Source organism: Pseudomonas sp. OTU5201 (assembly GCF_038440135.1).
Lineage (GTDB): Bacteria > Pseudomonadota > Gammaproteobacteria > Pseudomonadales > Pseudomonadaceae > Metapseudomonas > Metapseudomonas resinovorans.
Genome location: NZ_JASATC010000003.1, coordinates 40,930 through 66,727, shown reverse-complemented (window position 1 = coordinate 66,727; position 25,798 = coordinate 40,930). Strand labels below are relative to the sequence as shown.

Sequence of the window (25,798 nt, the reverse complement as noted above, 5' to 3'; positions counted from 1 at the left end):
CCTTTTAAACAGTGAGCCTTACTCATGCCGCAGAGCCTACGCACTGAACTGATGGCCATCCTGCGCCTGGCTGGCCCGCTGATCGCGGCCCAGTTGGCCCACGTGCTGATGGTCTTTACCGATACCGTGATGATGGGCCTGCTCGGTCCCGAAGCACTGGCCGGTGGCGGCCTGGGCGCGGCCAGCTATTCCTTCGTGTCAATCTTCTGCGTCGGCGTGATCGCAGCCGTGGGCAACCTGGTCGCCATCCGCCATGGCGCCGACGACAAGGCCGGCGCCACCCGCCTGACCCAGAGCGGCCTCTGGCTGGCCTTCGCCATGGCTCTGGGCGCGGGCCTGCTGCTGTGGAACCTCAAGCCCATCCTGCTCGCAGTCGGTCAGGCGCCAGAGAGCGTGGACGGCGCCATGCAGTTCCTCTCCACTCTGACCTTCGCCTTGCCCGGCTACCTTGGCTTCATGGCCCTGCGTGGTTTCACCAGCGCCATCGGCCGCCCCGGCCCGGTAATGGCCATCAGTATCGGCGGTGCCCTGGCCAACTTCCTGCTCAACTACGCGCTGATCCACGGCATGTTCGGCCTGCCGAACATGGGCCTCGCGGGCATCGGCCTGGTAACTGCAGTGGTGATGAACAGCATGGCGCTGCTCCTTGCCTGGCATATCGTGCGTAATCCGGCCTACGCGGCCTACCCGCTGCTCAAGGGCCTTTCCAAACCGTCCCGTGAGGCGTTGACCGAGCTGGTGCGACTGGGCCTGCCGATTGGCGGCACCTATGCGGTGGAATCCGGTTTGTTCGCCTTCGCCGCGCTGTGCATGGGCGCCCTCGGCAGCACCCAACTCGCCGCGCACCAGATCGCCATCCAGTCGGTTTACGTAGCCTTCATGGTGCCAGTGGGGATTTCCTACGCAGTGACCTTCCGCATCGGCCAGCACTACGGCGCCGGCCGACTGGAAGAGGCGCGCCGCGCCGGGCGCCTGGGGATCGGTTTCGGTGCCGGCTGCATGCTCGCGTTCGCAGTGCTGTTCTGGGTAGCACCGGAATGGGTGGTGGGGCTGTTCCTCGACCGCCACGCCGCCGAGTACCAGGACATCGTGCGACTGGCTGTGAGCCTGTTGGCAGTCGCCGCCTGGTTCGAGCTGTTCGATGGCATCCAGACCATCGCCATGGGCGCGATCCGAGGCCTCAAGGACGCCAAGACCACCTTTCTAGTCGGTCTCGGCTGCTACTGGCTGGTGGGCGCGCCGGCAGCCTGGCTGCTGGCCTTCCCCCTGGGCTGGGGCGCAACCGGCGTCTGGTGGGGCCTGGCGCTGGGATTGGCCTGCGCTGCGCTGGGGCTGACCCTGGGCTTCGAATGGAAGACCGCACGGTTGCTGCGGCCGGACGGGTTATCTACAGCGCCCCTCGGCGCCCGCTCGTGACCCACCCTATGTATGGGAGTCAGCACCACCCTGCGAGTCTTCAATCGCGAATGAACTCGCACACACAGCGGCTCAGGGCTCCTGGCTGGCAAACAGCGCCTGGCGCGCACCGAACACCAGAAAGCGTGCCAGCTCGGCCAGGGGCAACGGCCGACTGATCCAGTAGCCCTGGGCCTGGTCGCAGCCGAATTGGCGCAGCAATGCCAGTTGCTCGGTGTTTTCTACGCCCTCGGCCACGACTTCCAGCTTGAGGTTCTGCGCCAGGTTGATCATGGCCTTCACCAACAGGCGATTCTCCGGACGATCATGCATGCCGCCGACGAAGCTCTTGTCGATCTTCAGCAGTGCAATGGGCAGGCTGTTGAGGTGGACGAAGGAGGAGAAGCCGGTGCCGAAGTCGTCCAGAGAAAAGCGCACGCCCAACCGCCCCAGGGCGTCCATGGTCTGGCGCACCTGTTCGCTGCGGCGCATCACGGCGGTTTCGGTAAGCTCGAATTCCAGCCAGCGGGCATCGACACCGCGTTCGTGGATCAACCGGCTCAAAGTGGAAAGCAGCTGGCTGTCCTGGAACTGGCGGAAAGACAGGTTCACCGCCATGTGCAGCGGCGGCAGGCCGCGCCCGCGCAGCCACTGCATATCGCGCAGGGCGCGGGAGATCACCCAGTAGCCCAGCGGTACGATCAGGCCGCTTTCTTCGGCCAGCGGCACGAACTCATTGGGCGTGAGCAGGCCGCGTTCGCTGTGGCGCCAGCGCACCAAGGCTTCCAGGCCCAGGATGTTGCCGGTCTTGAGGCAGAGCCGTGGCTGGTAGTGCAGCTCCAGTTCGTCCCGGCGCAACGCCCGGCGCAGCTCGCTTTCCAGGTCGGCGCGGCTGCGGGCACTGCGATTGATGCGCTCATCGAATACATGGAAGGTGCAGCCCTGGCCGGCCTTGGCCTGCTGCATGGCGATGTGGGCGTGCCACATCAGCGGGTCGGCTCCTTCGCTGGCTCGGGAATGGGCGATACCCAGGCTGCAGCCGAGCAGCAAGCTCTCGCCGTCTACATGGTAGGGTTCAGCCAAGGCCTCGGCGATACGCTCGGCAATTCGCTCGGCGCGAGCCGGGTCGCGACGGGTATCCAGCAGCAGGGCAAACTCGTCGCTGCCCAGGCGTGCTACCTGGTCGCCAGCGCGGAGCTGGGCCTTGAGCCGCGCGACCACTTGCAGGATCAGGCGGTCACCGGCCTGATAGCCGAGGGCGTCGTTGGCATGGCGGAAGTTATCCAGATCCAGGTGACCGAGGGCCAGACCGCGCCCGTCGTACTCCACCAGCCGCGCGGCCAGCAAGGTCTGGAAGCCCTGGCGGTTGGCGATTCCGGTGAGCGGGTCCTGCTCGGCCAGGCGTTCCAGGGCGTGCTGCAGGTTACGTCGCTCGCGGACATGACGCAGGGTGCGACGAAGGGTGTCGGCACTCAGGTGTTCGCGCACCAGCCAGTCACTGACGCCCTGGGGAGCTTCGTCCGGTTCTTCTTCCAGCAGCAAGATGATGGGCAGTGGGCAACGCCCGGCCGACGGCAGCCGGGCCGGAGTACAAAGCACCAGGGCACAACCAAGGTCGCCCACCAAGCTGCTGGCAACGTCCCAGGAAGCGGCGGTAATCAGGGGGGATGCGCTACCCATCGCGGAAAGCAGTTCGCGAAAAAGTTCAGCCCAGGCCGGCGTTTCTGCCAGCAGGAGCATGCGCATGGGCTCAATGAGCGCGGACAAATGACCTCCCTGGGGTCACAGATAGTGCGGCACTTTCGCGCCAGACTGCGCCGTTATCGGCGTCGTTCTTACCACGCATCCCTACGAGATCTTCGCCAATTCGCCGCCAAAGACGGCACCATCGTACTGGCTGCACGGAAATTTCCAAGCTCAACCCACCAGCAATCGCGCTTGTATCACAGTTGCCCAGAGGTACTTCGGTACAACCCGGCCGGCCTGCTAGAATGCGCGGCCATTCGCCTTGATCCAGCCCCAGCATGTCCCGACTCAACCCTCGGCAGCAGGAAGCCGTGAACTACGTCGGTGGTCCGCTCCTGGTGCTCGCCGGCGCAGGCTCCGGCAAGACCAGCGTGATCACCCGGAAGATCGCCTACCTGGTGCAGCAGTGCGGGATCCGCGCGCAGTACATCGTCGCGGTGACCTTCACTAACAAGGCGGCGCGCGAGATGAAGGAGCGCGTCAGCACCCTGCTGCGCGGCAGCGAGGGCAAGGGCCTTACGGTTTCCACCTTCCACAACCTCGGCCTCAACATCATCCGCAAGGAACACGCGCGCCTGGGCTTCAAGCCGGGGTTCTCGATCTTCGACGAGTCGGATATCAAGGCGCTGCTGACCGACATCATGCAGAAGGAATATGCCGGGGATGATGGCGCCGACGAAATCAAGGGCTACATCGGCAACTGGAAGAACGACCTGATCCTGCCCGAGGAAGCGCTGGCTAAGGCGCGCAACCCGAAGGAACAGACCGCCGCCGTCGTCTATATGCACTACCAGCGCACGCTCAAGGCGTACAACGCAGTGGACTTCGACGACCTGATCCTGCTGCCGGTGAAACTGTTCCAGGACAACCCGGACATCCTGGAGAAGTGGCAGAACCGCGTGCGCTACATGCTGGTGGACGAATACCAGGACACCAACGCCAGCCAGTACCTGCTGGTGAAGCTGCTGGTGCAGCATCGTGCACAGTTCACCGTGGTGGGTGACGACGACCAGTCGATCTACGCCTGGCGCGGCGCGCGGCCGGAAAACCTGATGCAGCTGAAGGAAGATTTCCCGTCGCTGAAGGTGGTGATGCTGGAGCAGAACTATCGCTCCACCAGCCGCATCCTCAAGTGCGCAAACATCCTCATCGCCAACAACCCCCACGTGTTCGAGAAGCAACTGTGGAGCGAGATGGGTGTGGGCGATCCAATCCGGGTGATCCGCTGCCGCAACGAGGACGCCGAGGCCGAGCGCATCGCCATGGAAATTCTCACCCTGCACCTGCGCACCCAGCGGCCCTACAGCGAGTTCGCCATCCTCTACCGGGGCAACCATCAGGCCAAGCTGATGGAGCTGAAGCTGCAGCACCACCAGATTCCGTATCGGCTGTCCGGCGGCACCAGCTTCTTCGGGCGCCAGGAAGTGAAGGACCTGATGTCCTACTTCCGCCTGCTGGTAAACCCGGACGACGACAACGCCTTCCTGCGCGTGATCAACGTGCCGCGCCGGGAGATCGGCTCCACCACCCTGGAGAAGCTCGGCAACTACGCCACCGAGCGCGGCATCTCGATGTTCGCCGCAAGCGACGAAATGGGCCTGACCGAACACCTGGACAGCCGCTTCACCGACCGCCTGCAGCGATTCAAGCGCTTCATCGACGGGGTGCGCCAGCAGTGCGCGCAGAACGATCCCATCGCCGCCCTGCGCAGCATGGTGATGGATATCGACTACGAGAACTGGATCCGCCAGAACGCGTCCAGCGACAAGGTCGCTGACTTTCGCATGGGCAACGTCTGGTTCCTCGTCGACGCCCTGAAGAACACCCTGGAGCGCGATGAAGAAGGCGGCATGACCATCGAGGAAGCCATTGCCAAGCTGGTGCTGCGCGACATGCTCGAACGCCAGCAGGAGGAAGAGGAAGGTGCCGACGGCGTGCAGATGATGACCCTGCACGCCTCCAAGGGCCTGGAGTTCCCCTACGTCTTCATCATGGGCGTGGAAGAAGACATCCTCCCCCACCGCTCCAGCATCGAAGCCGACACCATCGAGGAAGAACGCCGCCTGGCCTACGTGGGCATCACCCGCGCGCGGCAGAATCTGGCCATGACCTTCGCCGCCAAACGCAAGCAATACGGCGAGATCATCGATTGCTCACCCAGCCGCTTCCTCGAGGAACTGCCTCAGGAAGACCTGGAATGGGAAGGCATGGACGATGCGCCCGTGGAGGTGAAGGCCGCGCGCGGCAACACCGCCCTGGCCGACATTCGTGCCATGCTGAAGAAGCCGTAATTAAAGCACCCCGGCGAAGACCGGGCCATACATGAGGGAAATGGCGTGGAAGCGCTGAAACAGAAGATTCGCGAAGAAGGCATCGTACTGTCCGACCAGGTACTGAAGGTCGACGCCTTCCTCAATCACCAGATCGATCCGCGCCTGATGCAGCAGGTGGGCCATGAGTTCGCCGAACGCTTCCGCGGCCAGGGCATCACCAAGATCGTCACCATCGAAGCCTCCGGCATCGCGCCAGCCGTGATGGCCGGCCTGGAACTGGGCGTGCCGGTGATCTTCGCTCGCAAGTACCAGTCGCTGACCCTGAAGGACAACCTCTACATTTCCAAGGTGTTCTCCTTCACCAAGCAGAGCGAAAGCACCATCGCCATCTCGGCCAAGCACCTGACCGCCGCCGACCACGTATTGGTGATTGATGACTTTCTCGCCAACGGCCATGCCGCCAAGGCCCTGTTGGATCTGATCGGCCAGGCCGGCGCCAGCGTCGCAGGGCTGGGCATCGTCATCGAGAAATCCTTCCAGGAAGGCCGTGGCCTGCTGGAAAGCGAGGGCTACCGGGTCGAGGCGCTGGCACGGGTGGCCTCGCTCAACGACGGCCAGGTCACCTTCCTTGACTAAAACTGGCTGCGACAACAGGTCGCAGCGAACAGGCATGAAAAAGCCGCCCTTGGGCGGCTTTTTCATTCATCGATGGCGGCGAAGTTACAGGCCGGACATCTTCTTGATGGCGCCTTTCAGCTCATCATCGGTGCAATCAGCACAGGTGCCCTTTGGCGGCATGCTGTTGATACCGGAGATGGCCTTGGCCAGGATGCCGTCGAGGCCGCCCTGGTGGTCAGCACGCTCTTTCCAGGCAGCGGTATCGCCGATCTTCGGCGCGCCCAGCACACCAGCGGTGTGGCAAGCGCCACAGTACTTGGCGATGATGTCGTCCGGCGTACGTGCACCGCCGCCAGCAGCGGCTGCCACGGCGCCAACGCCCTTGCATTCCTGACCCTGTACGCAGACCTCGCCTACCGGCTTGATGCGCTCGGCAACGGCGTCGTCGGTCGCGGCCTGGGCGCTAACAGCCCACAGGGCCAATACGGCAGCGTGGGCCGCCAGCATCTTCTTGATTAGGTTCACCCTTACACCCTCATCGTGGCTAGTTTCGCCCGCGGCCACGGTTTCGCGAGCGGGCGCAAGTATATACGGTTAGTCCGCCACGCTGAAACAACCCAACTTGTCGCAGGGACATGGGCGTGGCGGTTATGGAATTCAGAAGTTCGCCGGCGTGGTCGCGCTGATCAGGCGTGCCGGAGCATCGAACGGATTGCGGAAGCGGTGCGGTTTGCTGCTTTCAAAATAGTAGCTGTCGCCCGGCTCAAGGATGTACACCTCGCTGCCGATGGTCAGTTCCAGACGGCCTTCCACCAGCATGCCGGCCTCTTCACCTTCATGGGCGTACATCTCGTCACCGGTATCAGTCCCCGGCGGGTAGGTCTCGTCGAGAAAAGCCAGGGCGCGGCTGGGATGGGCCTTGCCCACCAGCTTCATGGTGATGGCGCCGCTGCAGATATCGGTGAGTTCGGAAGCCCGATAAACCACCTGGACTTGGTTTTCCTGCTCAAGATCGAGGGAGAAGAACTCCACCAGCGACATGGGAATCCCCCCCAGCACCTTCTTCAGCGAACTGATGGAGGGGCTGACACTGTTTTTCTCGATCATGGAAATGGTGCTGTTGGTGACACCCGCGCGCTTGGCAAGCTCACGCTGGGACAGGCCTTTCAGCTTACGGATGGCTTGCAGTCGTACACCGACGTCCAATGGCGGGATCCTCCTTGGGGATCAGGGGTAGTCACGGTCGCCGTATCATGGCAACAGCGTTCAGTATTTACAACACGCGGGCCGTCAATACTGCGCGAACTTTCCCCGTCCCAAGAAAAATCTCAGTAAAAGCAATGAGCTAGTAAACAACGTCGGCGAAATGATCGTTTTCCTGATCACTCGCCATCTACGCCAGTGATCAGCTATAGACGAGCGGCACCCGGCGCAGATTGCAGAAGATCTGATAGGGAATCGTTCCGGCATGGGCAGCCACATCGCTGGCCAGAACGTCGTTGCCCCAGAGTTCGACGCGGCTGCCAAGGCCGGCATTGGGCAGGTCGGTGAGGTCGACGGTGAGCATGTCCATGGACACCCGGCCGATCAGTCGGCTCGGCTGGCCGTCGATGCTCACCGGAGTGCCGGTGGGCGCGTGGCGCGGATAGCCGTCGGCGTATCCCATGGCGACCACGCCGACACGGGTCGGGCGCTCGGTGACGAACCTCGCACCGTAGCCAACCGGCTGGCTGGCGGGCAGCTCGCGCACGCTGATGATCTTCGATTCGAGGGTCATCACCGGCTTCAGGCTATCTGCCAGCGAATGCGGCTGCTCGAAGGGGGTGGCGCCGTAGAGCATGATGCCGGGACGCACCCAATCACTCGGTACCTGCGGCCAGCCAAGGACGGCGGGCGAGTTGCGCAGGCTGACCTCCGCTTCGAGGCCGGCACGAGCCTGTTCGAAGACGGCAACCTGCTCGATGCTGCTGGGGCAGTCCAGTTCATCCGCGCGGGCGAAGTGGCTCATCAGCACGATCTTCTCGACCTTTCCGCTGGTGGAAAGACGCTGCCAGGCATCGCGGTACTCGGCAGGGTGCAGGCCGACGCGGTGCATACCCGAATCCAGCTTGAGCCAGACGGTCAGCGGCTTGCGCACTGCAGCGCGCTCGATGGCCTCCAACTGCCAGTTGGAATGCACCACTGTCCAGAAGTCGTGCTCCTGAATCAGCTCCAGTTCATCAGCCTCGAAGAAGCCTTCCAGCAGCAGGATCGGCTTGCGGATGCCGGACGTGCGCAGTTGCAGCGCCTCTTCGATGCAGGCCACGGCAAAGCCATTGGCCTCGGATTCCAGAGCCTGGGCGCAGCGCACCGCACCATGCCCATAAGCGTCGGCCTTGACCACGGCGAGCGCCTTGGCGCCGCTGACTTCGCGGGCGAGGCGGTAGTTGTGGCAAAGGGCTTCGAGGTCGATCAGGGCACGGGCGGGACGCATGGCGAGGACTTCTTCCAATTGATCGGGTGGAAAAAACCCGGCGCGAACGCCGGGCTGAGCAAGAAACCTAAGGAAGCGCGGCGACGACCGTCATTTCCACCAGCACGTCGGGCGAGTACATCTTCGCTTCGACGCAGGCACGGGCCGGGGCAGCACCCTTCGGCACCCAGGCATCCCACACCGCGTTCATCGCGGCGTAGTCCGCCTCCATGTCCTTCAGGTAGATGGTCACCGACAGGATGTTGCTCTTGTCGGTACCGGCTTCGGCCAGCATCGCGTCGATAGCGGCCAGGGTTTCGCGAGTCTGCTGGCCGATGCCCGCACTGTGCTTCTCATCCAGTTGGCCGGCGAGGTAGACCGTGCCGTTGTGGATGACGATTTCGCTGTAGCGGGTTTCAGTGCGCAGGCGCTGGATTGACATTGTTCGGGGTCTCCTTGGAATTGCCGTAGCGGAAGATGTCCAGGCCGTCGGCGCTGATGTCCGGACGCTTGCGAGCCATCAGGTCCGCCAGCAGCCGGCCGGAGCCGCAGGCCATGGTCCAGCCAAGGGTACCGTGTCCGGTGTTGAGGAACAGGTTGCGGAACGGAGTGGCGCCCACGATCGGGGTACCATCCGGAGTCGCCGGGCGCAGACCGGTCCAGAAACTGGCCTGGTTCAGGTCGCCACCTTCCGGGTAGAGGTCGGCGGTGATCATTTCCAGGGTGTCGCGACGAGCCGGATTCAGGTCCAGATTGAAGCCGGTGATCTCGGCCATGCCGCCCACGCGGATGCGGTTGTCGAAGCGAGTGATGGCGACTTTGTAGGTCTCGTCGAGAATGGTCGAGGTCGGAGCCATGGCCGGATTGGTGATCGGCACGGTCAACGAATACCCCTTGAGCGGATAGACCGGCGCCTTGATGCCGAGCGGCTTGAGCATTTGCGGGGTATAGCTGCCGAGGGCGAGCACGTAGCGGTCTGCGGTTTCCAGCTTGCCGTCGATCCACACGCCGTTGATGCGGTCGCCGGCGAAGTCCAGGCGCTCGATGTTCTGACCGAAGCGGAATTCCACGCCCAGCTTCTCCGCCATCTCGGCGAGGCGGGTGGTGAACATCTGGCAGTCGCCGGTCTGGTCGTTGGGCAGGCGCAGGGCGCCGGCCAGCTTGTGCTTGACCTTGGACAGGGCCGGCTCGACGCGGGCGATGCCATCGCGGTCGAGCAACTCGTAAGGCACGCCGGAACGCTCGAGGACGGCGATGTCCTTGGCCGCGGCGTCTACCTGGGCCTGGGTGCGGAACAACTGGGTTGTACCGAGGGCGCGGCCTTCATAGCTGATGCCGGTTTCAGCGCGGAGCTCGTCGAGGCAGTCGCGGCTGTACTCGGAAAGACGCACCATGCGCTCCTTGTTCACGGCATAACGGGAGGCGGTACAGTTGCGCAGCATCTGCGTCATCCACAGGTACTGGTCGATGTCGCTGGTGGTGCGAATGGCCAGCGGCGCGTGCTGCTGCAGCATCCATTTGACGGCTTTCAGCGGCACGCCGGGCGCCGCCCAGGGCGATGCATAACCGGGAGAAACCTGGCCAGCGTTGGCGAAGCTGGTTTCCATGGCCACGGCATTCTGGCGGTCGACTACGACCACCTCGAACCCTGCTTGGGCCAGGTAATAGGCGCTAGTCGTACCAATCACACCACTGCCAAGGACCATCACTCGCATGTCTGTCTCCACTCGCAACGGGGAATCCGCTGCGTTTGTTATTTTGAGCGTCGTTGGCGCGAAGTATAGGGAGACAACACCAGTGATATTCACTATATAGCCAGCTATATTTGGCGATAATTCTCGGCAGAATGCGCCCCAACGGAGGGGCATCCACCATGCGCACGCAGCATCAATCCCGTCGTGAACTGGACAAGATAGACCGGAATATTTTACGAATCCTGCAGGAAGACGGCCGGATCTCCTTCACCGAGCTGGGCGAGCGCGTGGGGCTTTCCACCACCCCCTGCACCGAGCGCGTCCGCCGCCTGGAGCGCGAGGGCATCATCCTCGGCTACAACGCACGACTGAACCCCCAGCATCTGAAGGCTAGCCTGCTGGTGTTTGTCGAGATCAGCCTGGACTACAAGTCCGGCGACACCTTCGAAGACTTCCGCCGTGCGGTGCTCAAACTGCCCCACGTACTGGAGTGCCACCTGGTATCGGGCGATTTCGACTACCTGGTGAAGGCGCGGATCAACGAGATGGCCTCTTATCGCAAGCTGCTCGGCGACATCCTGCTGAAACTGCCCCACGTGCGCGAATCCAAGTCCTACATCGTCATGGAAGAAGTGAAGGAATCATTGAACCTGCCGATTCCAGACTGATTCGGAACCGCTGTTCCATTTCCACCGGCAAATCCCTTGGCAGCGCCAGGGGGTTCGCCTTATTCTGCCTGGGCGTAAAATTTTCCAAACAACAAAATCAGGATTTCGCACATGAACGCCCGCGTTCGCATCCCGGTGCATACCGAACAGCACGCTCCTTCTTATTACACAGCGACCGCCAATCGGCGTATCGAGTACCCGCCCCTGGTGGGAGAGGAGGTGGCCGACGTGTGCATTGTCGGTGGCGGTTTCTCGGGGCTGAACACGGCGATCGAACTGGCCAAGCGCGGTCGTTCCGTAGTGCTGCTGGAAGCCCGGCAGATTGGCTGGGGCGCCAGCGGGCGCAATGGCGGGCAATTGATTCGTGGCGTCGGACATGGTGTCGAGCAGTTCGAGTCGGTGATCGGCGCCGAGGGCGTGCGTTCGCTCAAGCTCATGGGCCTGGAAGCGGTGGAGATCGTCCGCCGCCGTGTCGAGGAGTTTTCCATCGATTGCGACCTGACCTGGGGCTATTGCGACCTGGCCAACAAGCCGCGCGACCTGGCCGGATTCGCCGAAGACATGGAAGAACTGAAAGGCCTCGGATACCGCCATGAATTGCGCCTGGTACAGCCCCATGAAATGCACAGCGTGGTGGGCTCTGACCGGTACGTTGGCGGCCTGATCGACATGGGTTCAGGCCACCTGCACCCGCTCAACCTCGCCTTGGGCGAAGCCGCCGCAGCCCAGTCCCTTGGCGTACGCCTGTTCGAGCATTCCGCCGTTACCCGCATCGACTACGGTCCCGAGGTAAAGGTGCATACCGCCCGAGGGCAGGTCCGCGCCAAGACCCTGGTGCTGGGCTGCAACGCCTATATGAACGACCTGAACGCCACCCTCGGCGGCAAGGTGCTCCCGGCAGGCAGCTACGTGGTCGCCACCGAACCGTTGCCTGCAGACCTTGCCCACGAGCTGCTGCCGCAGAACATGGCGGTCTGCGACCAGCGCGTGGCCCTGGACTACTACCGTCTCTCCGCCGACAACCGCCTGCTGTTCGGCGGCGCCTGCCACTACTCTGGGCGTGACCCGGCGGACATCGGTGCCTACATGCGGCCGAAGATGATCAAGGTCTTCCCGAAGCTGGAAAACGTGCGCATCGATTACCAGTGGGGCGGCATGATCGGCATCGGCGCCAACCGCCTGCCGCAAATCGGCAAACTGCCGGATCAGCCCAACGTCTATTTCGCCCAGGCCTACTCCGGCCACGGCGTAAACGCCACCCACCTGGCGGGCCAATTGCTGGCCGAGGCCATCTGCGGTGAGCAAAGCAGCGGCTTCGACATCTTCTCCAAAGTCCCGCACATCACCTTCCCCGGCGGCCGCCACTTGCGCTCGCCGCTGCTGGCACTCGGCATGCTCTGGTACCGGATGAAGGAAGCGGTGGGAGTCGTCTGATCCCCACCCTCCGGGAGCGAGATCCCTAGGACGGGTTGAGCCTGCGAACCCCATCAATTGGCCGTTCCGCCGCGATGGGTTTCGCTTCGCTCCACCCCATCCAATTACCTGGACACGGATTTCAGTCGGGAACGGCCTCGGCATCGTCCCCGAACAATTCCCGCGTCCAGGCCAGCCAGACGAATCCGGCTGCACCCAGGGCCATCATCAATGGCAGCGCGTGGCCACTGATCCACTGGCTAGCCGCACCGGTCACCAGCGGTCCGATCAGGCAGCCGATCCCCCACAGCTGGGCGATATGGGCGTTGGCCCGGACCAGTTCGTCGTCGCGATAGCGCTCGCCGATCAGAATTAGCGCCAAGGTAAAGAGTCCGCCCGCACTGGCCCCGAACAGCACCCAGACCGGCCAGATCAGCGGCGTATGCAGCAATAGCGGAATGGCCAAACTGCTCGCCAGCAGCGTGACGCCGCAAACGCGGAACAGGCTGAGACGGGACATCCGGTCTGCCAGCCAGCCGATGGGGAGCTGCAAAGCGGCATCACCGACCACCACTACGCTGGCCATCAACAAGGCCACTTCCTGGGTGAACCCTTGGCGCAAGCCGTAGATCGGCAACAAGGTCAGCATCATCGCTTCAAAGGCGGCGAACAGCACGACCGCCCAGGCGATGGTCGGCAAGCGCATACAGAAGGACCAGAGGCCGCGCCCCGAAACGCTATGGGCGTCGACAGTGGGCGCCCCGGTGCGGCCGAGCAACAGCAGAGAGCCTCCGATCAACAGGCCAGTGCCGGTCCAGAAGCCGAGATCGTTGCCGGTGCCAAGGGCCGTCAGCAGCAGTGGGCCGGACAGCTGGCTGAGGGCATAGCCGGTGCCGTAGAGCGCCACCAGGCGGCCACGCCACTCCTCCACCGCCAACTGGTTGATCCAGCTTTCGCCAAGAATGAACACCACCGTCAGGGCGACGCCGATCAGCAGGCGCAGCACCAGCCAGACCGGGTAGTCCTGCACCAGCGCCAGCAAGGCCACCGACAACGCACCTACTAATAGACAAAGCTGCATCAGAGTGGTCGTGCCGAAGCGTGCAGCCAGGCGCCCGGCAATCGCTGCGCCGAGCAACACACCCACGGCCGGGGTTGCCGCCATCACGCCGATGGCAAAGCTGTCGTAGCCCCAGCTCTCCAGCCTTAGCGACACCAGCGGCATGGTCACGCCCAGGGCGAGGCCGATGCTGATGACCGCGCCGCAAACGGCGAAATAGGTTCCCCAACGCATTGCCGATGTCCTCCCTTTCCGTGTTGGGCAAAGCAAAAACGGCCGGGCTCCATCGCTGGAAACCCGGCCGCAGGCGTGGCTCGTAGAGCCGGCCCCCGATGACGGGGGCGGACCTCAGTTGGGACTCAGAGCTTGATCCAGGTGGACTTCAGCTCGGTGTACTTGTCGAACGCATGCAGCGATTTGTCGCGGCCGTTGCCGGACTGCTTGAAGCCGCCGAAGGGCGCGGTCATGTCGCCGCCGTCGTACTGGTTGATCCAGACGCTGCCGGCACGCAGGGCCTTGCCGACCAGGTGGGCGCGAGACAGGTTGTTGGTCCACACCGCTGCGGCCAGGCCGTAGATGGTGTCGTTGGCGATGGCGATGGCTTCTGCTTCGCTGTCAAAGGCGATGACCGAGAGCACCGGGCCAAAGATCTCCTCCTTGGCGATGCGCATGGCGTTGCTTACGCCGTCAAAGATGGTCGGCTCGACATAGGTGCCGCCGGTTTCTTCCAGCACACGCTTGCCACCGGCCACCAGCTTGGCGCCGTCGTCATGACCAGCCTGGATATAGGACAGTACGTTGTTCATCTGGGTGGTATCCACCAGGGCACCAACGTTGGTCGCCGGGTCCAGCGGGTTGCCCGGTTTCCAGGCCTTGATCGCCTCGACCACCATGGGCACGAACTTGTCCTTGATGGAACGCTCCACCAGCAGGCGCGAGCCGGCGGTGCAGACTTCGCCCTGGTTGAAAGCGATGGCGCCGGCAGCAGCCTCAGCGGCAGCCTGCAGGTCAGGAGCGTCGGCGAAGACGATGTTCGGGCTCTTGCCGCCGGCTTCCAGCCAGACGCGCTTCATGTTGGATTCGCCAGCGTAGATCATCAGCTGCTTGGCGATCTTGGTGGAACCGGTGAACACCAGAGTGTCGACGTCCATGTGCAGGGCCAGGGCCTTGCCCACGGTGTGACCGAAGCCCGGCAGGACGTTCAACACGCCAGCAGGGATGCCGGCTTCGATGGCCAGTTGGGCCAGGCGGATGGCGGTCAGCGGCGACTTCTCGGACGGTTTGAGTACCAGCGAGTTACCGGTGGACAGGGCCGGACCGAGCTTCCAGCAAGTCATCAGCAGGGGGAAGTTCCACGGCACGATAGCGGCGACAACGCCCACCGGCTCGCGGGTCACCAAACCCAGTTCGTTGTGCGGAGTGGCGGCGACTTCGTCGTAGATCTTGTCGATGGCTTCACCGCTCCAGCGAATGGCGCGGGATGCGGACGGGACGTCGACGCTCAGCGAGTCGCTGATCGGCTTGCCCATGTCAAGGGTTTCCAGCAGGGCCAGCTCTTCGGCGTGGGCGTCGATCAGGTCAGCGAAGCGGATCATCACTTCCTTGCGCTTGACCGGCGCCAGGCGCGACCACACGCCGGACTCGAACACGGCACGGGCATCCTTCACCGCCAGCTCGGCATCGGCCAGGTCACAGCTGGCGACCTTGCCCAGCAGACGGCCATCGACCGGGCTGATGCAATCGAAGGTCTCGCCGGAAACGGCGTTGGTGTACTCGCCATGAATGAAAGCGCGGGTCTCGATCTGCACGGACTTGGCGCGTTGTTCCCAGTCTGCACGGGTCAGGGTGGTCATTGGAGCTTTCCTCTTATTAGAAGAGTGCCGCCAGCTCAGGCATGCACTGTCAAAAATTCTGCAAGGCCAACCTACTAATGGCCATCCTCGCAACCCTAAACCAGCCGGGCCAGCCTTTTCAATATATTTTACAGAGGCCCACCAAACGCCCTTGTCATGTTCGTTATATTAAACATAGACTTCGGCAAAATCACTACAACACCGCACCTTGCCTATTCTGGTGGTCACGAATGACAAACGCCTTTGCGCCGCAACCGAACAGAATATCCAACAGTCTGGACGATTTCTGGATGCCCTTCACCGCCAACCGCCAGTTCAAGGCCAATCCACGCCTGCTGGAAAGCGCCGAGGGGATGTACTTCACCAGCTCCGACGGACGCCAGATCCTCGACGGCACCGCCGGCCTCTGGTGCTGCAACGCCGGTCACGGCCGCCGCGAGATCACCGAAGCGGTGAGCCGGCAGATCGCCAAGCTCGACTTCGCCCCCACCTTCCAGATGGGCCACCCGCTGCCGTTCGAGCTGGCCGAGCGTCTGGCCGAGGTCGCGCCCAAGGGCCTGAACAAGGTCTTCTTCACCAACTCCGGTTCGGAGTCGGCGGACACCGCCCTGAAAATCGCTCTCGCCTACCAGCGCGCCATCGGCCAGGGCACCCGGACCCGCCTGATCGGACGCGAACTGGGCTATCACGGCGTCGGCTTTGGCGGCATTTCCGTCGGTGGAATGGTCAACAACCGCAAGGCCTTCCCCGCTCTGCTGCCGAACGTCGACCACCTGCCGCATACCCTGGATATCCAGCGCAACGCCTTCAGCCGCGGCCTGCCGGAATTCGGCATCGAGAAAGCCGATGAGCTCGAGCGCCTGGTCACGCTGCATGGCGCCGAGAACATCGCCGCCGTAATCGTCGAGCCCATGTCCGGCTCGGCTGGTGTGATCCTGCCGCCGGTGGGCTACTTGCAACGCCTGCGCGAGATCACTCGCAAGCACGGCATCCTGCTGATCTTCGATGAAGTGATCACCGGCTTCGGCCGCATTGGCGAGGCCTTCGCCGCCCAGCGCTGGGGCGTCACCCCGGACATCATCACCTGCGCCAAGGGGCTGACCAACGGCGCCATCCCCATGGGCGCGGTGTTCGTCGCCGAGGAGATTTACCAGGCCTTCATGCAGGGACCGGAAAGCGCCATCGAGTTCTTCCACGGCTATACCTATTCCGGCCACCCGGTAGCCTGCGCCGCCGCTCTGGCGACTCTGGATATCTACCAGGGCGAGCGTCTGTTCGAGCGCGCCATCGAGCTGGAAAGCTATTGGCAGGATGCCCTGCTCAGCCTGAAAGACCTGCCCAACGTGATCGACATCCGCGCCGCGGGCCTGGTCGGTGGCGTGCAACTGGCACCAAGTACCGAAGGCATCGGCAAACGTGGCTTCCAGATTTTCGAGCAATGCTTCCAGGACGGCGTGATGGTGCGCGTCACTGGCGACACCATCGCCATGTCGCCACCGCTGGTCGTCGAAAAGGAACAGATCGACATTCTCGTCGGCAAGCTCGCCGACTCCATCCGCAAGGCCGTCTGAACAGGGAGCGCACAATGAATATCCAGCAGATCGTCGACTTCGCCCAGGCCACTACCGCACCGGAGCATTACCGCCCGGCACCCGAGAAGATCCTCAAGGGCGACCCCGAGCAGAGTGTACGCAATCACTACGGCAGCCCCTGCGGCCAGTTCAATGTGGGCATATGGGAAGGCGCGGTGGGCCACTGGACAGTGAGCTACACCGAGCACGAGTACTGCGAGATTCTCCAGGGCGTATCGGTGATTCGCGATGCTGACGGCAACGCCAAGACCGTGCGCGTTGGCGACCGTTTCGTCATCCCGGCCGGCTTTTCTGGTACCTGGGAAGTGCTGGAGCCTTGCCGCAAGGTCTACGTAATCTTCGAACAGGCCACTCGCTAAGCCTTGTTCACCCTTTATGCTTGTCACCCTTTAGCCCGCCATTGGCGGGCTTTTTTATGGACAAGAGCGGAGGGCTGTCTTTTCTGTGGGGGCGACTTCAATCGTTGAGCAGGCCGCCGGTCTGCCCTCTGGCCCTCAATGGATCGGTTTCACCGCCCTTAGCGAATGAATTCGCCCCCACAACGAATCGGCAAGCCAAGTCTGTAGCCCGGCCCCATAGCCGGCAGCAAATCGCAGGCATGAAAAAGCCCGCACAGGGCGGGCTTTTTCGACAAGGGCCGGATCAATTACTTGATCTTGGCTTCCTTGTACATCACGTGCTTACGCACAACCGGATCGAATTTCTTGATTTCGATCTTGTCGGGAGTGGTGCGCTTGTTCTTGTCGGTGGTGTAGAAGTGGCCGGTACCGGCACTGGACACCAAACGGATCAGTTCACGCATGATTAGCTCCTTAAACCTTTTCGCCGCGAGCACGCAGCTCGCTCAGCACGGCATCGATACCGCGCTTGTCGATAACACGCATGCCCTTGGCGGAAACGCGCAGACGCACGAAGCGCTTCTCGGACTCGACCCAGAAGCGGTGATGCTGCAGGTTCGGCAGGAAACGACGACGGGTTTTGTTGTTAGCGTGGGAAATGTTGTTCCCGGTAACCGGACCCTTACCGGTCACTTGACAGACTCTCGACATGCCTCAGCCCTCTAAACCACATGCCCAACCCGGCATGGGTTGGCCGCTTGAACTCTCACTTTAATGGGCGCTGAAGCGCCCGTCTCGTCAGGGTCTTACCGGCCGCACATAGACTGCGAAAGACCGGGCCCCCAGAAAAGAGCGCTGCTTTATATCAGAAAGACCCTAGTGCAGCAAGGGCCGTAGCGTTTTACCCACAGGCAGGCCACGCCAGAAACCGCGCTTACGCCGCCACATCAGGGCCGCCAACCTAAGCGACCGCTCGTCGCCCACTACGCATTGTTCGCCGACCGGCCTTGGTCTAGGGTAAGGCCTTTGGCCCGCCACGGGCTTACCAGCCATCGCAAAGGAGCCGCCATGCGTCTTGCCGCCCTCCCGCTTCTGTTCGCCCCGCTGCTCGCCCAGGCCGCGACACTCAGCGTCTGCACCGAGGCCAGCCCCGAGGGCTTCGACGTCGTGCAGTACAACTCCCTGACAACCACCAATGCCTCAGCCGACGTACTGATGAATCGCCTGGTGGAATTCGACGCGCAGAACGGCAAATTGATACCGGGGCTGGCCGAGAAGTGGGAGGTTGCCGCCGACGGATTGACCTACACCTTCCAACTGCGCCCCGACGTGAGTTTCCATTCGACCGACTACTTCAAGCCGAGTCGCCCACTGAATGCCAATGACGTGGTGTTCAGCTTCCAGCGCATGCTGGATCCGGCCAACCCTTGGCACAAAGTAGCCCAGAGCGGCTTTCCCCACGCCCAGTCCATGCAGCTCCCGAACCTGATCAAGCACATCGAAAAAATCGACGACCTGCAGGTGCGCTTCACGCTGAACAAACCGGACGCCACGTTCCTCGCCACCCTCAGCATGGGGTTCGCCTCCATCTATTCCGCAGAGTACGCCGACCAACTGATGAAAGCGGGCACGCCCGAGAAGCTCAACGCCCAGCCCATAGGCACCGGCCCCTTCGTCTTCCGTCGCTTCCAGAAGGACGCCGCGGTGCGTTATGCCGCCAACCCGGACTACTTCGACGGCAAGCCCGGGGTCGACGGCCTGGTCTTCGCCATCACCCCCGACGCCAACGTGCGCTTGCAGAAGCTGCGCCGCGGCGAATGCCAGATCGCCCTGTCACCCAAACCCCTGGATGTGCGATCCGCCGCCAGCGACAAGAGCATCAAGGTTATCCAGGTACCGGCCTTCATGACTGCCTTTGTCGGCATCAATAGTCAGCACCCTCCGCTGGACAAATTCCAGGTGCGCCAGGCGATCAACCTCGCCTTTGATAAGGCCAGCTACCTCAAGGCGGTTTTCGAAGGCAGCGCCACGGCCGCCGACGGCCCCTACCCGCCGAACACCTGGAGCTACGCCGGACAGCTGCCGGCCTACCCCCATGACCCCGAGAAGGCCAAAGCGCTGCTTGCTGAAGCCGGGCTCAAAGACGGATTCAAGACCACCATCTGGACCCGCCCTTCCGGCAGCCTGCTCAACCCCAACCCCAGCCTGGGCGCCCAATTGCTGCAGGCTGACCTCGCCAAGGTCGGCATTCAGGCGGAAATCCGCGTAATCGAGTGGGGCGAACTTATCCGGCGCGCGAAAGCAGGCGAACATGACCTGCTATTCATGGGTTGGGCGGGCGACAACGGCGATCCGGACAACTTCCTTACCCCGCAGTTTGCCTGCGCGTCAGTGCAGTCCGGGCTCAACTTCGCGCGCTACTGCAACGCCGAACTCGACAAGCTGATCGCAGACGGCAAGACCCATGCCGACCCGGCTGAACGCACCACCCTCTACGAAAAGGCCCAGCAGATCATTCGCGAACAGGCCCTCTGGCTGCCGCTCGCCCATCCCACTGCCTTCACCCTGACCCGCACCAATGTCGAGGGTTACCAGGTCAACCCCTTCGGCCGGCAGGACTTCGCCAAGGTGAAACTGGACTAGATCCAGCCTCGCTCCGCCATCGACAGGGGCTCACCATCACCGACGATGAAGTGATCGAGCACGCGCACGTCGATCAGCGCCAGCGCCTCCTTGAGGCGCAGGGTCAGCTGGCGATCGGCTTCGCTGGGCTCTGCGACGCCCGAAGGATGGTTATGGCTGAGAATGAGCGCCGCTGCATTGTGCGCCAGGGCACGCTTGACCACTTGACGCGGGTAGACGCTGGCGCCGTCGATAGTGCCGTGGAACAGCACCTCGAAGGACAGTACCCGGTGCTTGGCGTCGAGGAACAGGCAGGCGAATTGCTCGTGGGCGGAATGGCGCAATTGCGCCTTGAGAAAATCACGCACTGCCTGCGGATTCTCCAGCGCGGAGTCGCGACGCAACTCCTCAGCGAGATGACGTCGGGCCATTTCCAGCACCGCCTGCAACTGGGCGAACTTGGCTGGCCCCAAACCGAGGTGCTGGCTGAAGTCATGCAACTCGGCCTCGAGCAATGCGCGCAGGCTGCCAAAGTCGTTAAGCAGGTGGCGGGCGAGATCGACGGCACTGCGACCGGCTACGCCGGTGCGCAGGAAAATGGCAAGGAGCTCGGCGTCGCTCAGGGACGCCGCACCCAGTTCAAGAAGCTTCTCCCGCGGACGCTCCGCCGCGGGCCAATTGCGGATGCTCATGACACCTCCATGGTTGAGCCGCGCCGCTGTTCCAGTGCGGTCGCTGTGCTATCTTAACCCACCTTTTTGCGCGGCGATCGGCCTGGGGAGGCGCCTTCGCTGCAGCACATCTTCAACCTCATAAAGGCAGGCCTATGCAGCGGCTCTATCGGAAACGCATCCTTCTGGGCGTGGGCGGCGGCATTGCCGCCTACAAGAGCGCTGAACTGGTTCGCCGCCTGCGCGACCAGGGTGCCGAAGTCCGCGTGGTGATGACCCAGGGCGGCCGGGAGTTCATTACCCCCCTGACCCTCCAGGCGCTCTCCGGGCACCCCGTCCACCTCGAACTGCTCGACTCCGCTGCCGAAGCCGCCATGGGCCACATCGAGCTCGCTCGTTGGGCCGACCTGGTGCTGATCGCGCCGGCCACGGCCGACCTGATGGCACGCCTGGCGCAAGGGGTCGCGGATGACCTGCTGACCACCCTGGTGCTCGCCACCGATGCACCCGTTGCCCTGGCGCCCGCGATGAACCAGGCCATGTGGCGCGATCCGGCCACCCAAGCCAACCTGGAAATCCTCGCCAAGCGTGGATTGCGCCTGTTCGGCCCAGCTGCCGGCAGCCAGGCCTGCGGTGATGTCGGCCTCGGCCGCATGCTGGAAGCCGAGGAACTGGCCCAGCGCGCCGCCGACTGCTTCGAGCACCGCGCCCTCACGGGCCGCCATGTGCTGATCACCGCCGGCCCGACCCAGGAAAATATCGACCCGGTGCGCTACATCACCAACCACAGTTCCGGAAAGATGGGTTTCGCCCTCGCGGAAGCCGCGGTGGAAGCCGGCGCCAAGGTGACCCTGATCACCGGCCCGGTACACCTGCCCACGCCGGACCGGGTCAACCGCATCGACGTGGTCAGCGCCCGCGACATGCTCGCCGCCTGCGAAGCGGCCATGCCCTGCGACCTGCTGATCGCTGCTGCCGCGGTGGCCGACTACCGTCCGGAAGTGGTCGCCCAGCACAAAATGAAAAAAGACCCGACCAGTGGCGAAGGCCTGCTGCTGCAGCTGGTACGCAACCCCGATATCCTCGCGACGCTGGCCGGCCGTCCCGACCGCCCTTTCAGCGTGGGCTTCGCCGCCGAGACCGAGAACCTGCTCGAGTACGCCTCGCGCAAGCTCAAGGACAAGAACCTCGACCTGATCGTCGCCAATGACGTGGCCAACCCCACCATCGGCTTCAATAGCGAGGAGAACGCCATCACTATCATCAACCGCGACCTGGCCCAGACCAGCTTCGCCCAGACCAGCAAGGGCAAGATCGCCCGCCAGCTGATCACCTTCATCGCCGACCGCCTCAACCAGGCCTGAGACTCCATGCACTCACTGCAAGCCAAGATCCTCGATCCCCGCATCGGCAGCGAATTTCCGCTTCCGCAATACGCCACCCCTGGCTCTGCCGGCCTCGACCTGCGCGCCATGCTCAAGGAAGAAGTCGACCTCGAGCCCGGCCAGACCCTCCTTATCCCCACTGGCCTCTCGATCCACATCGCCGACCCGGGCCTCGCCGCGCTGATCCTGCCGCGCTCGGGCCTCGGCCACAAGCACGGCGTGGTACTGGGAAATCTGGTGGGCCTGATCGACTCCGACTACCAAGGTGAGCTGATGGTGTCCTGCTGGAACCGCGGTCAGACGGCATTCCGCATCGCCATTGGCGAGCGCATTGCCCAACTGGTGCTGGTGCCCGTGGTCCAGGCACACTTCGAGCTTGTTGACGAGTTCCACGAAAGCCAGCGTGGTGCCGGTGGTTTCGGTCACACCGGCAACCACTGACAGTCCAACATCAGGACGAACCGCCTAGGAGACGTTCAGTGAAACTCTTCAAGCGCAGCAGCAAGGACGCCACCAGCAACGGGTCGGCCAGAGTGTCGACCGAAGCCAAGTCCAACCGCAAAGGCTCCGACGACCTGCTCCCAGGCGCGCTGGCCGCCCTCGTGGGTGTGGCCGCCGCTGGCGCCCTGCTCTGGCTTGGCGTCCTCAGCCCCGCCGAGCAGGGTCGGATCGACCAGCTCGGCCAGGCTTGGGGCGGTAGCCAGGCCGCCACCCTGCGCCAGGCGATCGTCCAGTTGCAGGCCGATACCGCCGCCGCCGCCCATGATCCGAGCCTGATCGACGCCCTCAACAGCGGTGACGCCGGTCAGTTGATGGCCGCCGAACGCAGCCTGGGCTATCGCGACGGCGTGATTGACGCACACCTCAACCTGCCTGGTCAGGCTCAGCAGAACAGCCAGCGCGCCGCGCCGATGAACTTCGCTGCGCTGGATATGCTGCGTCGCCTGGAAAATGGCCAGCCGCCCAGCCCTGAAGCCTTCAAGGTCGGTGACCGCTGGCTGGTCTATAGTGCCGCACCACTGCGCCTGAACGAGCAGAGCCCACCTCAGGGCACCCTGCTGATGGTGTTCGACCTGGACCGGCTGCTGCGCAGCTTGCCATCGCTGCCGGCGGAGATCGGCCAGCTGCAGCTGACCCAGCAGTTCAGCAACGCCCCAGCCCAGCTCCTTGCCCAACGCGGACAGGCCGCCGGCGCTGCCCCCATCGACCTGGACAGTGGCAACCCGAACTGGAGACTCAGTTTCACGCCTGGTCCGACTCTGACCCAAACCGTCTTCTCCCCCTTGCTGCTGGCCCTGGCCGCCCTGCTCGCCCTGAGCGGCGCGCTGCTCGGCCTGAAGCTCAGCCAGGGCGCCCTGCAGCGCAAGCTGCGGGACGACGCGCAGCAGCTCAATCAGCTGTTGCAAGAACTCTCGAACGGCAAGAGCGTCAAAGCCTTCAGTCTGCGCCTGCCGGCGCTGGACAGCCTGGCCCAGGCGCTTGCCCGCCAACCCAGGCGCAAACCCGAGCCGGCGCCGGACAATGGCCTGGCCAAGGTAGCCGCCAGCAACCCTGTTGCCCCGGCACCCCCTCGGCCGGCCGAATTGGCCGACCCGCTTTTCCAAGATACCGACATCCTCGATATCGACATCCTCGACGAAGACCAGGACCTCCTGGGATTGGAGCAAGCCCCCGCCATGACCAGCATCGAACAGATCGCTCCCACCCTGCCCGCCAGTATTTTCCGCGCGTATGACATTCGCGGCGTGGTCGGCGATACCCTCACTACCGAGACTGCCTACTGGGTGGGTCGCGCCATCGGCTCGGAAAGCCTGGCCCGCGGCGAGCCCTGCGTCTCGGTCGGCCGCGACGGCCGCCTGTCCGGCCCCGAGCTGGTCCAGGCGCTGATCCAGGGCCTGCTGGACTGCGGCTGCCAGGTCAGCGACGTCGGCATGGTGCCGACCCCAGTGCTCTACTACGCTGCCAACATACTGGCCGGCAAATCCGGCGTAATGCTCACCGGCAGCCACAACCCGCCGGACTACAACGGCTTCAAGATCATGGTCGCCGGCGAAACCCTGGCCAACGAACAGATCACCGCCCTTCACACCCGCATCCAGAACAACGACCTGGCCAGCGGTGTAGGCAGCATTGAGGTGGTCGACGTACTGGACCGTTATTTCCGCGAAATCCGCGATGACATCGCCATGGCCAAGTCCATGAAAGTCGTGGTGGACTGCGGCAACGGCGTCGCTGGCGTGATCGCGCCGCAACTGATCGAAGCCCTCGGCTGCACCGTGATCCCACTGTATTGCGATGTCGACGGCACCTTCCCCAACCACCATCCGGACCCGGGCAAGCCCGAGAACCTGGAGGACCTGATCGCCAAGGTGAAGGAAGAGAAGGCCGACCTGGGCCTGGCCTTCGACGGCGACGGCGACCGCGTGGGCGTGGTGACCAACGAAGGCAGCATCATCTACCCCGACCGCCTGCTGATGCTGTTCGCCAAGGATGTGGTATCCCGCAATCCCGGCGCCGACATCATCTTCGACGTCAAATGCACCCGTCGCCTGACCTCCCTCATCAGCGGCTACGGCGGCCGTCCGGTGATGTGGAAGACCGGCCACTCGCTGATCAAGAAAAAGATGAAGGAAACCGGCGCGCTGCTGGCTGGCGAGATGAGCGGCCACATCTTCTTCAAGGAGCGCTGGTACGGCTTCGACGACGGCATCTACAGCGCCGCGCGCCTGCTGGAAATCCTCAGCCAGGACAAGCGTAACGCCGAACATGTGTTCTCGGCGTTCCCGAAAGACGTCTCCACTCCGGAGATCAACATCACTGTCACCGACGAGAGCAAGTTCCCCCTGATCGAGCGCCTGCAGCGCGAGGCCAATTGGGGCGAAGCGAACCTCACCACCCTCGATGGCGTGCGTGTCGATTATCCGAAGGGCTGGGGCCTGGTCCGCGCCTCCAACACGACTCCCGTGCTGGTGCTGCGCTTCGAGGCCGACACCGAGGAGGAACTGGAGCGCATCAAACAGGTGTTCCGCAGCCAGCTCACCCTCATCGCCCCTGAACTCAACCTGCCGTTCTGATCCGTGTCACTGGAGCCCAGCATGACCCTCAGCCTTGACGCTGCTTCCCACGTCGCCCAGGTCCTGTCCGAAGCACTGCCCTATATCCGCCGCTTCGTCGGCAAGACCCTGGTGGTCAAGTACGGCGGCAACGCCATGGAAAGCGACGAGCTGAAGGCCAGCTTCGCCCGCGACGTGGTGCTGATGAAGGCGGTCGGCATCAACCCGGTGGTGGTGCATGGCGGCGGCCCGCAGATCGGTGACCTGCTCAAGCGCCTCTCCATCGAGAGCCACTTCGTCGATGGCATGCGAGTGACCGACGCGCAGACCATGGATGTGGTGGAGATGGTCCTGGGCGGCCAGGTGAACAAGGACATCGTCAACCTGATCAACCGCCATGGCGGCAGCGCCATTGGCCTGACCGGCAAGGACGCCGAGTTGATCCGGGCGAAGAAGCTCACCGTCACCCGCCAGACCCCCGAGATGACCCAGCCGGAAATCATTGACATCGGCCACGTCGGCGAGGTTGCCAGCGTCAACACCGACCTGCTGAACATGCTGGTGAAGGGCGATTTCATCCCAGTGATCGCGCCGATCGGCGTAGGCGCCAATGGCGAGTCCTACAACATCAACGCCGACCTGGTGGCCGGTAAGGTGGCCGAGGCGCTGAAGGCCGAGAAGCTGATGCTGCTGACCAACATCGCCGGCCTGATGGACAAGCAGGGCCAGGTGCTCACTGGCCTGTCCACTGAGCAGGTCAACGACCTGATCGCCGACGGCACCATCTACGGCGGCATGCTGCCGAAGATCCGCTGCGCCCTGGATGCTGTGCAAGGCGGCGTGAACGCTGCGCACATCATCGACGGTCGCGTGCCCCATGCGGTGCTGCTGGAGATCTTCACCGACAGCGGCGTCGGCACCCTGATCACCAACCGCAAGCGTCACTGAGCGGAGCGACACCCAGA

At 63.4% G+C, this 25,798-nt stretch carries 23 protein-coding genes; 12 read left to right on the top strand and 11 right to left on the bottom strand.

Features of this window, described 5'->3' with window-relative positions; translation table 11 throughout:
* Positions 1-24 precede the first annotated feature (24 nt).
* Positions 25-1,416 carry a NorM family multidrug efflux MATE transporter gene (locus AAHM40_RS02740; protein WP_342243311.1) on the top strand — a complete coding sequence of 464 codons (1,392 nt, stop codon included), beginning with the start codon at positions 25-27 and terminating at the stop codon, positions 1,414-1,416.
* Between the two features lie 72 nt (positions 1,417-1,488).
* On the opposite strand, the gene AAHM40_RS02735 is transcribed toward AAHM40_RS02740, so the two are convergent.
* On the bottom strand, positions 1,489-3,141 hold the full coding sequence (locus AAHM40_RS02735) for a putative bifunctional diguanylate cyclase/phosphodiesterase (RefSeq protein WP_446731531.1): 1,653 nt from the start codon (positions 3,139-3,141) through the stop codon (positions 1,489-1,491).
* Between the two features lie 278 nt (positions 3,142-3,419).
* Between AAHM40_RS02735 and rep the strand changes: the two genes are divergently transcribed.
* Positions 3,420-5,432: a DNA helicase Rep gene (rep, locus tag AAHM40_RS02730; RefSeq protein ID WP_342243309.1), complete on the top strand. Its 2,013-nt coding sequence runs from the start codon at positions 3,420-3,422 to the stop codon at positions 5,430-5,432.
* A gap of 45 nt (positions 5,433-5,477) precedes the next feature.
* Positions 5,478-6,050, top strand: a complete 573-nt coding sequence (locus AAHM40_RS02725) for a xanthine phosphoribosyltransferase (RefSeq protein WP_342243308.1) — start codon at positions 5,478-5,480, stop codon at positions 6,048-6,050.
* An 84-nt stretch (positions 6,051-6,134) separates the two neighbouring features.
* Here the strand turns inward: AAHM40_RS02725 and AAHM40_RS02720 are convergent, their stop codons facing one another.
* From AAHM40_RS02720 to dadA, 5 genes are all read right to left on the bottom strand, one after another.
* Positions 6,135-6,557: a c-type cytochrome gene (locus tag AAHM40_RS02720; protein ID WP_342243307.1), complete on the bottom strand. Its 423-nt coding sequence runs from the start codon at positions 6,555-6,557 to the stop codon at positions 6,135-6,137.
* 132 nt (positions 6,558-6,689) lie between these two features.
* Positions 6,690-7,238 (bottom strand): cupin domain-containing protein, encoded by a 549-nt coding sequence (locus tag AAHM40_RS02715; protein WP_028626878.1) that lies wholly within the window; start codon positions 7,236-7,238, stop codon positions 6,690-6,692.
* Between the two features lie 199 nt (positions 7,239-7,437).
* Positions 7,438-8,505: an alanine racemase gene (gene alr / locus AAHM40_RS02710; RefSeq protein ID WP_342243306.1), complete on the bottom strand. Its 1,068-nt coding sequence runs from the start codon at positions 8,503-8,505 to the stop codon at positions 7,438-7,440.
* A gap of 67 nt (positions 8,506-8,572) precedes the next feature.
* Entirely contained in the window at positions 8,573-8,926 is a 354-nt protein-coding gene (locus AAHM40_RS02705; protein ID WP_274802367.1) for a RidA family protein, read from the bottom strand.
* A complete protein-coding gene (dadA, locus tag AAHM40_RS02700) occupies positions 8,901-10,199 on the bottom strand; it encodes a D-amino acid dehydrogenase (RefSeq protein ID WP_342243305.1) in 1,299 nt (432 codons plus the stop codon). Before dadA ends, AAHM40_RS02705 begins: the two co-directional genes overlap by 26 nt.
* A 158-nt stretch (positions 10,200-10,357) precedes the next feature.
* Here dadA and AAHM40_RS02695 point away from each other — a divergent pair, with 158 nt between their 5' ends.
* Together AAHM40_RS02695 and AAHM40_RS02690 are read left to right on the top strand one after the other, a co-directional pair.
* A complete protein-coding gene (locus AAHM40_RS02695) occupies positions 10,358-10,846 on the top strand; it encodes an Lrp/AsnC ligand binding domain-containing protein (RefSeq protein ID WP_016495366.1) in 489 nt (162 codons plus the stop codon).
* A gap of 111 nt (positions 10,847-10,957) precedes the next feature.
* Positions 10,958-12,280: an NAD(P)/FAD-dependent oxidoreductase gene (locus AAHM40_RS02690; protein ID WP_342243304.1), complete on the top strand. Its 1,323-nt coding sequence runs from the start codon at positions 10,958-10,960 to the stop codon at positions 12,278-12,280.
* 121 nt (positions 12,281-12,401) lie between these two features.
* Here the strand turns inward: AAHM40_RS02690 and AAHM40_RS02685 are convergent, their stop codons facing one another.
* Entirely contained in the window at positions 12,402-13,553 is a 1,152-nt protein-coding gene (locus AAHM40_RS02685; RefSeq protein ID WP_342243303.1) for an MFS transporter, read from the bottom strand.
* 125 nt (positions 13,554-13,678) lie between these two features.
* Positions 13,679-15,172, bottom strand: coding sequence for an aldehyde dehydrogenase (locus AAHM40_RS02680; RefSeq protein ID WP_342243302.1), 1,494 nt, complete (start codon positions 15,170-15,172; stop codon positions 13,679-13,681).
* Between the two features lie 230 nt (positions 15,173-15,402).
* On the opposite strand from AAHM40_RS02680, the gene AAHM40_RS02675 reads away from it, so the two are divergent.
* Complete coding sequence (locus AAHM40_RS02675; protein WP_342243301.1) at positions 15,403-16,743, top strand: aspartate aminotransferase family protein; 1,341 nt, start codon at positions 15,403-15,405, stop codon at positions 16,741-16,743.
* A gap of 14 nt (positions 16,744-16,757) precedes the next feature.
* Positions 16,758-17,123 carry a cupin domain-containing protein gene (locus AAHM40_RS02670; protein ID WP_137823062.1) on the top strand — a complete coding sequence of 122 codons (366 nt, stop codon included), beginning with the start codon at positions 16,758-16,760 and terminating at the stop codon, positions 17,121-17,123.
* 287 nt (positions 17,124-17,410) lie between these two features.
* On the opposite strand, the gene rpmG is transcribed toward AAHM40_RS02670, so the two are convergent.
* Both rpmG and rpmB read right to left on the bottom strand, forming a co-directional pair.
* Positions 17,411-17,566, bottom strand: a complete 156-nt coding sequence (gene rpmG, locus AAHM40_RS02665; RefSeq protein WP_003464575.1) for a 50S ribosomal protein L33 — start codon at positions 17,564-17,566, stop codon at positions 17,411-17,413.
* Between the two features lie 10 nt (positions 17,567-17,576).
* On the bottom strand, positions 17,577-17,813 hold the full coding sequence (rpmB, locus tag AAHM40_RS02660; RefSeq protein WP_028626887.1) for a 50S ribosomal protein L28: 237 nt from the start codon (positions 17,811-17,813) through the stop codon (positions 17,577-17,579).
* A 357-nt stretch (positions 17,814-18,170) separates the two neighbouring features.
* On the opposite strand from rpmB, the gene AAHM40_RS02655 reads away from it, so the two are divergent.
* On the top strand, positions 18,171-19,745 hold the full coding sequence (locus AAHM40_RS02655) for an ABC transporter substrate-binding protein (RefSeq protein ID WP_342243300.1): 1,575 nt from the start codon (positions 18,171-18,173) through the stop codon (positions 19,743-19,745).
* Here the strand turns inward: AAHM40_RS02655 and radC are convergent.
* Complete coding sequence (radC, locus tag AAHM40_RS02650; protein ID WP_342243299.1) at positions 19,742-20,416, bottom strand: RadC family protein; 675 nt, start codon at positions 20,414-20,416, stop codon at positions 19,742-19,744. The two genes, AAHM40_RS02655 and radC, sit on opposite strands and share 4 nt — an antisense overlap.
* Positions 20,417-20,550: 134 nt before the next feature.
* On the opposite strand from radC, the gene coaBC reads away from it, so the two are divergent.
* From coaBC to argB, 4 genes are read left to right on the top strand one after another with little or no spacing between them, the layout of a single operon-like run.
* Positions 20,551-21,759 carry a bifunctional phosphopantothenoylcysteine decarboxylase/phosphopantothenate--cysteine ligase CoaBC gene (coaBC, locus tag AAHM40_RS02645; RefSeq protein ID WP_342243298.1) on the top strand — a complete coding sequence of 403 codons (1,209 nt, stop codon included), beginning with the start codon at positions 20,551-20,553 and terminating at the stop codon, positions 21,757-21,759.
* Between the two features lie 6 nt (positions 21,760-21,765).
* Positions 21,766-22,221, top strand: a complete 456-nt coding sequence (gene dut / locus AAHM40_RS02640; protein ID WP_342243297.1) for a dUTP diphosphatase — start codon at positions 21,766-21,768, stop codon at positions 22,219-22,221.
* Positions 22,222-22,259: 38 nt separating this feature from the next.
* Positions 22,260-24,854: a phosphomannomutase/phosphoglucomutase gene (locus AAHM40_RS02635; RefSeq protein WP_446731529.1), complete on the top strand. Its 2,595-nt coding sequence runs from the start codon at positions 22,260-22,262 to the stop codon at positions 24,852-24,854.
* A 21-nt stretch (positions 24,855-24,875) separates the two neighbouring features.
* On the top strand, positions 24,876-25,781 hold the full coding sequence (argB, locus tag AAHM40_RS02630; protein ID WP_028626893.1) for an acetylglutamate kinase: 906 nt from the start codon (positions 24,876-24,878) through the stop codon (positions 25,779-25,781).
* Positions 25,782-25,798 lie beyond the last annotated feature (17 nt).